At 45.5% G+C, this 7,298-nt stretch carries 1 protein-coding gene; it reads right to left on the bottom strand.

What is annotated here, in order from left to right; all coding sequences use genetic code 11:
- Nucleotides 1-90 precede the first annotated feature (90 nt).
- Nucleotides 91-7,298 (bottom strand): Ig-like domain-containing protein (locus ACFI6G_RS03155; RefSeq protein WP_462710134.1); only part of this gene is annotated, 7,208 nt, incomplete at its 5' end.

Here is a 7,298-nt window from a genome sequence, read left to right on the forward strand (position 1 = left end):
AACTTCTAGCTATATTAGCGTGGGATAAACACAGCCCAAGGGTAATCAAGCGAGTTCAGGCGTTGATTAAGCGCCTGAAACTCTGACTGGTCAATCATTAGTTAGTGTTTTCAAACTATCCAGCAAACTGCTGGTAATGTCCGTGGTATCCGCTCCATTAAAGTCAATCTGCATAGTCTGATCACCTTTCGTAATCGTCAGTTCTGCTACGTCATTATGCTCACTAATAGTGACAGTGTAACTACCACCTTCACCAGAGTGCGGGTCACTATCTTGCAATGAAGTAAGCAAGTCGGCAAGCTCTTGCTGATCATCCTTGAGGTCAGCAAATAAGTCAGCTAAATCAATACGGTCACCTTCATCATAATCAAAGTCGGTAACGGTATCGGTTGAGCTATCCATATCGACCCACTTGAACAAGTCCGCATCCGCACCGCCGGTCAGAATATCATTACCCAAACCACCAATTAGGATGTCATCACCAGTGCCGCCCATAAGGAAGTCATCACCTAAGCCACCATCGAGGACATCATTACCTGCATGACCGAGGATGACGTCATCACCATCGGTTCCTCTTACTTGGTCATCGCCAGTGGAAGCAGTGAAAGACGAGGACTCAACACGGTTGACCTGACCATTGTGGCTGACATTCAGTGTAACCAACTGTTCAGTCGTTTGACCATTGCTACCTTCGACCAAAAGCACGATCTCGAAACCAACAGCCTTACCTTCGTCAATTGTCGGAGCAGTGTCACTTGGTTGGAAATAGTAAGAACCATCTGAACCAATACGGAATACACCATAATCGGTATCAACAACCAGCTCATTGCCGACAGTATCTTTGGTGAAGCTTAATCCAGAAGGTGCAACAGATACATCGCCATCTTGGTTAATAAACTGAGCCACTTGTGCATTCGACTCATCAATCACGATGGCAGCCCCCGCTATCGCCATCAGCAACGAGCCAGAAACACCAATAGTTGGCCGCAATTTAGGTAGATCTGTAGTGATTTTTGAGTCAGGAATATAAACAACATTTTCTGCACTACCTGCTACCTTAATAAGACCGTCAGCCGGTACCCGATTAGGATCGCCCACTCCAACTGCAGTTACCTGTTTATCCGCCATAAACTGAGCCCAGTCTGAACCAATATTACCCCTATTACTTTCACCATCACTCAAGAAGTAAATAACATCATTGGTTTCACCTTTGATATTAGTCACTTGGCTTTCATTATAGCCCTCCATCACTGCATCCAAGCCAGAATCATAGTTAGTCCAGCCATCTGGATCGAACTCACCATCATAGTTCCACTTATCTACAGTATCTGACGCTTTTTGCAATATGGAAATCGCCTCGGATACCGTCATCCAAACACTGGTATTCGCTCCTCTACCACTCTCGACTAAAGATGCGCTCGTATCAAAATCAACAAGCTGTACTAAGACATCACCACTACCATGTTGGCTTTTAACATTATCTAATAAAGAAATGGATGCCTCCAACACGTATTCAATTCTCATGTCGGAGAGCCCGCTTGGGACATCATCCATAGATCCAGAAGAGTCAATGACTAGAGAGATAAGTGTTATTGGCACATCACCGCCTTGATCGGCTATAGCATCCGCACTAGCACCACTATTAACCGTGGTCGTATTGCCAGCTTGGTCACTATCCAAGCCGATTTCTTTGGCCACGGCAGTGACGTCAATGTCTAGGGTATCTGTTGATTGGTACTTAACAGCTAGGGTGTCGTAATTCACAGCCTGAGTTGACTGTCCTGTTACATCGATCACCCAGTCATCACCATCTTTAATACCAACAACTTGACCCGTGCCCTTATCGAAGATTTGGGCATCACCCGGCAAGCCACTAATACGTACTTCATCAAGATACTCACTACCATCACGGTCCGATACGGAAGCTGAGATATTCAGCTCTGTTACAACCTCTTGAAGTACAGTGGGCGTACCATCTGTATTGAGCTCTACGATGGCATCAGCAAAGATTAGGCGCTCTATTTCATAAAGGTGCTCGCCTTCTGATACTGGAGTATTGTCGTCTTGAGTATCAATACCGCGTTTATCTACAACATGCCAATATGGTTTGTCAGTATTCCCATGATTATTATAAAAATCAAACGTATAGTCGGAAAGATTACCAGTGTAAACCACTGTATCCAGACCTAAATCAAGTGATGAGCCATCACCACCTACAATATTGTCATTGCCCTGACCACCAACAAAGACGTCATCTCCATTAGTCTGCATCACCCAGTCATTGCCATCTTTAACCCAACTCCCGGTATCACCAGTTAATTGATCGACTTGGTCTGTTCCAACTTTAATATCACTGGTTTGTTTACCGATATCGCTATGACCTAACTCTGCGTGCTCTGGATCAGATAGGTTTGTCGATGAATCAGCAAAAATTAGCTTTTGATAAAGGCTAGAGTTGATTGTCGTATTACTGTAAGTCGAATCACCAAGACTCACAGTGAGATTCGGCGCATCTGTTACTGGCATAACTTCTAGGTTAAGCGACTCAGTGGCCCCTGTATTAGTGGTGTACTCGACTGTTGGAACACTGCCTGACCAATCGTCTTTCGGTTCAAAGCTATAATTACCATTAGCATCGATAGTAAACGTACCTTCATCAAGGGTTATCGACTGATCCACCTGATAGTCAGTGCCATCGATCTTAACGCCTACCACTTGCAGCACATCGTCAGCATCGCTGTCGTTCGCTAATACATTACCAGTAATCATCTGATCTTCATTGGCAGAGTTGGTGTCGCTTTCTGTTAGTGTAGGCTCACTTTCATGCACCACTACCTCGATATCGAGTGTGGATTGAGCTTGGCTATCATTAGCATTCTCTGAGCTCACAGCCGTTACTGTCAAAGTGAAGTCTTCGTGGCTCCCAGGAGGCGGCGTGACCGTCAAATTATCGAGAGCCCAATCAGTCACGGTAATTGGCTGAATAGGCTGAATAGGCTGACCATTTTCATCTGTCTCACCGTTTATGGTGATAGTATTACTACCATCACTGATAGTGGCACCCACAGGAATACCAGAAAGTAGAACAGACAAGGTTTCTGAATCATCAGTCAATGATGCGTCAATTTCCGACAATGGAATGGCAGTGTCTTGACGCCCTTCATTAACAGAATATGTCTCATAATAATCGAAACCCTTATCATCAGTCTGCAACGCAGAAAGACGAACGTCTGTACCTTGCGCTGAATCGACGTCAGTCACGATCGAAAGCTGGCTATTCGCCAAGTCAACAGGATCAGCGCCATTAATAGATACATCAACGTTAAAGTTGCCCTGTCCACTTTGGTTATGGTGGTAAATCGCGATTGGATAGTAGCCTGACTCGGTTGGCGTAAATGCCGCACCCTGAATATCACCGCTCGAGTCGCCCCAACGGCCCTCATCGACCAGCTGTCCACCCAAAGTAATCGCAATGCTATCATCCCCGCGCCCAACAAAATCGTAAGAAACGTTGGCTTCCAAGTAAACGAGTCCAGTTACTATTACCGCTTGATCCGGATCAGTAGCATTGCTTGCACTATCCTCAGCATTCGCCGTCGTAGACTGCGCCGCATCCGCTGTACCCAGTTGAGATAGCTGCGCAACCAAATAACTACCTGGCACCCCACTGCCGCTACCATACGTCGAATCATCGATGACCACATTGTCCCAAGTCGAGACATTAAACTCCTGCGACGGCAAGTCAGGATCTTGCGTTTTTAGGCTTAGGTTTGGTGCATCAGCGACAGGTGTCACATTGATAGTCAACGTGGCTGATTCACTCATGTTGACACCGTCAGACGCCTCAAAACCAATTTGGCTGCTACCAGACAGGTTATTGTCTGGTACAAATCGTACCTGGTTGTTGTCAAATACTGACTTATCCAACTCTTGATCTGCTGCTACCGCTTGCCAGCCATCAATCTCATCATAATATTTTAACAGTCCACCTTCAGGTAAAGCGGTGATGGTAACTGACAATGAGGATTCACTGGAATCACTGTCAGCCACACCTAAAGAGTCCCAGGAAATAAACATCGATTGGTCTTCATCGGTGCTGACGTCAGTTGGATTAACGACTGGCGCGGTATCTACATGATAACCGCCATCTTTATTGTCTCCGCTAACCTCTGTCGTTGCGGTAAATGCGTTTCCAGCCTCATCCTCACCAGAGACACTTGCTACCAAGGTTGCGTCGGCGTCTGATGATAACTCGCTGCCCGGAACACTAATACGGTATGTACCATCTAATAAAACATCACCGGTATACGTACTAACAGGGCTACCGTCGCCAGCATCCAGAGTCAATGTCACCTTGTCACCCAGCTCAGCATCGCCACCGATACGGCCTGTAATAGTAACGTCTTCGGATGCCTCTTGCGCATCAAGAATGTCGTCGTCAGCAATCGTGTCAATCGATATAGTAGCCCCAGCACGAGTGTCAACGGTCACTTCTAGCTCAGTGGAGGTCGCTGTATTACCAACATCATCAGTGACCTGGACACTCCACTTCTGATTACCAGCGTTGACTTCATTTTCTGGAGTAAAGTACCAGACCCCATCAATCTGATCTAAATCTCCTTGAACGACGACGCCATCTTTAAGTACCTCAATACCTTGGGCTACGACGTCGCTGTCAACATTACCCAGAGCAAAGGTTGGCGTTGTATCTTTAGTGATATTATCTGTATCACTGTCCCCCATATCACTTGATGCAACAAGATCAATCGTTGGTTTAGTAATTGAGCTATCTGTTGTTGAACTGTTCACGGTGATCACACCGCTATCTTCGCCTTTATCGCTATCCGTAGCGGTGTAAGCAATCTCTTCCGATACAGCTGCATCAATTATATCGACGCCTTGTAAGGTGATGTTTGAGTTATGACTGGTATCTTCTGTACCACCTTTCGTCGTAAACACGCGGATTTCATCAAAACCGCCCTCATAATAGATATTGGCAACAAACTCGCCTGAGCCATCATAGACTGACGGGTCAACACTATCATCGAAAACAAACTCAACAGGGTCTCCGTTTGCACCTGTAACAACTTGACCATCTTTAAACAGTAATATGTGGATCTGAGCGTCTGCGCTATCACCGTCTTCATAGTTACCCCAGATACTACCGATCTTCACATTAGCTTGTGTAATCGTAATATCTGTGTTGTCCCCGCCGACGTGAGTAAAGTCTACGGCAATAAAATCTTTCTGACTCACATCGATTTCTTGGTCGCCAACTCCCAGTCCTTCGGCACCAGCCTTAACGCTGCCTTCTTGACCATTGTATAGCTTGCTACTCGTTTCGTTACCACTGCCATCTGGGCGAACACCTTCAAATCGGCCGCCAGAAATAACAATACCATTACTAGCTTCAAACTCCGATACGGTATTGTTATCAGCGTTAAAATCAACAGACGCATCAAAACTCATAAACTCGTTGATATCATCACGAAGTTGATATTCTACGACGTCACTTTCACTAACTTGCATCCCAGTAGTTACTTCAGTTCGAACATCACCGTCAACAATGTACAGAGTGCCTAACTCTGGATCTTGATCAATTGACACAGTCAACGCATCTTCATCTTCTTGGTCAGTAACATGCTCATCGAAGCTAAAGCTAGCGCTTGACTCACTGCCAAGGTCAACTGTGAAGTCGTCTGCGTCAGGCGCATCATTCATCGCCAAAGCGTCGTTATCGCTGAACGTATCGTTGTTGCCATAATCAAGGGTCGCTGACACGTTAAGCTCTGAGTCAATTAAGGCAGCATCAATGTCGAAGTTTAAAGTACCAGTACTGATGTGGTCATCGGTTAACGTGATTGGGCTTTGTGCTATTGCTTGTCCTTCCGCCATGATTATCAACGTCGCGCCGGTAACAGCTCCGGCCGGTAAACCAACCGTATAATTAATGGTACTACGATCGCTATTGATTACTTCATCTTCATCGCGTTTGATCTCAATCGTTGGTGAGAACAGCTCATCAAAAGTCTTCTTATCACCGCCTTCAAACTCGAACTCTTCAAACTCGATGAAGGTATTCACATCTCCGCTACCTGTATTCTCAGAAATAGTCACAGAGGCATCAGCATTGAGTACGATATGCGCCTGGTCAATATTAAAATCAAAGACAGCTTTGTCATTACCCGCGCCGCCATCGGCAACCATTAGATCATTAGCATCGTTAACGTCAACTTTGAGAACATCATCACCCTCACCAAGCAGGACAAAGTCGTCACTGCCTTCATTAAGCGCAGGGTCAAAGTCACCGTGGTAATAATGCACCGTCTCGCTTGCATCGCTTTCGTTACCTGCTGCGTCGACTTGGGTAGCCGTGAAGAATTCATTGTCGTTGACTTGAGTATTGGTTAAGTCTGAAATATCAAACGACCAATTCCCCTCGCCATCCACAGTAACGGTACTGTTTTGATTAATTAGGTTTCGAGCTTCATCAAATATCTTAATCTCGAGACCTGGCTCACCTGTACCATGTAAGGTAACAACTGAATAATCGTCATCAGATGAATCGTCGGTAATATTGGTAATGACCGGTTCATCTGGGGTTATGGCGTCTTTCTCTATAGTTTTCGCCAAAGAATCAAAAGTATTACCCGCTTCATCTGTTGCATTGACCACAACGGACAAATCTCCGTCTTCTAAGTCGCTCACATCAACGCCCGTAATAACGAAGTCGGTATACGAAGTACCATCACCATTATCAATCACCCCTTGCACTACGAAAGAGCCATCGATAAACACGGCATCTCCATTAGAGTCAGTGAATGTAATAGAGTTTATTGTCGCAGATTCGTTGACAAACCCACTGACGTTAACACTGGTTTGTTCAGTGAAATTAATAATGTTATCACCATCATTAAAGGTTCCGTCTGTAGGAGTGAAATCAAACACAATACTACGGTCAACTTGGTACGATTCGTTTTCACTGGCCTCGAACGTGTTGCCTGCAGCATCTGTACCAGTAACTTTTGCAAATACCTGAGGTGATGTTGCGTTGTTATTTGCTAACTCGGAACCAGCAACGATAGCTGAGAATGTGTAGCGGCCTTGGTCATCCTTCACCTCTGAGACTTGTACCTCGGCCAATGAAACGCCACTCTCCTCGTTCAACCAGATGCTGACCGTATCACCAGGCTGAGCGTCACCAGTGACATAACCACTAATAGTGACATTGGCTTGGGCCTCGTCATCATTGATGATTCCGTCTTTAGTGATGGTATCGACCCAGATATTGGCGTTGG

Source organism: Vibrio sp. PSi01, assembly GCF_054960695.1.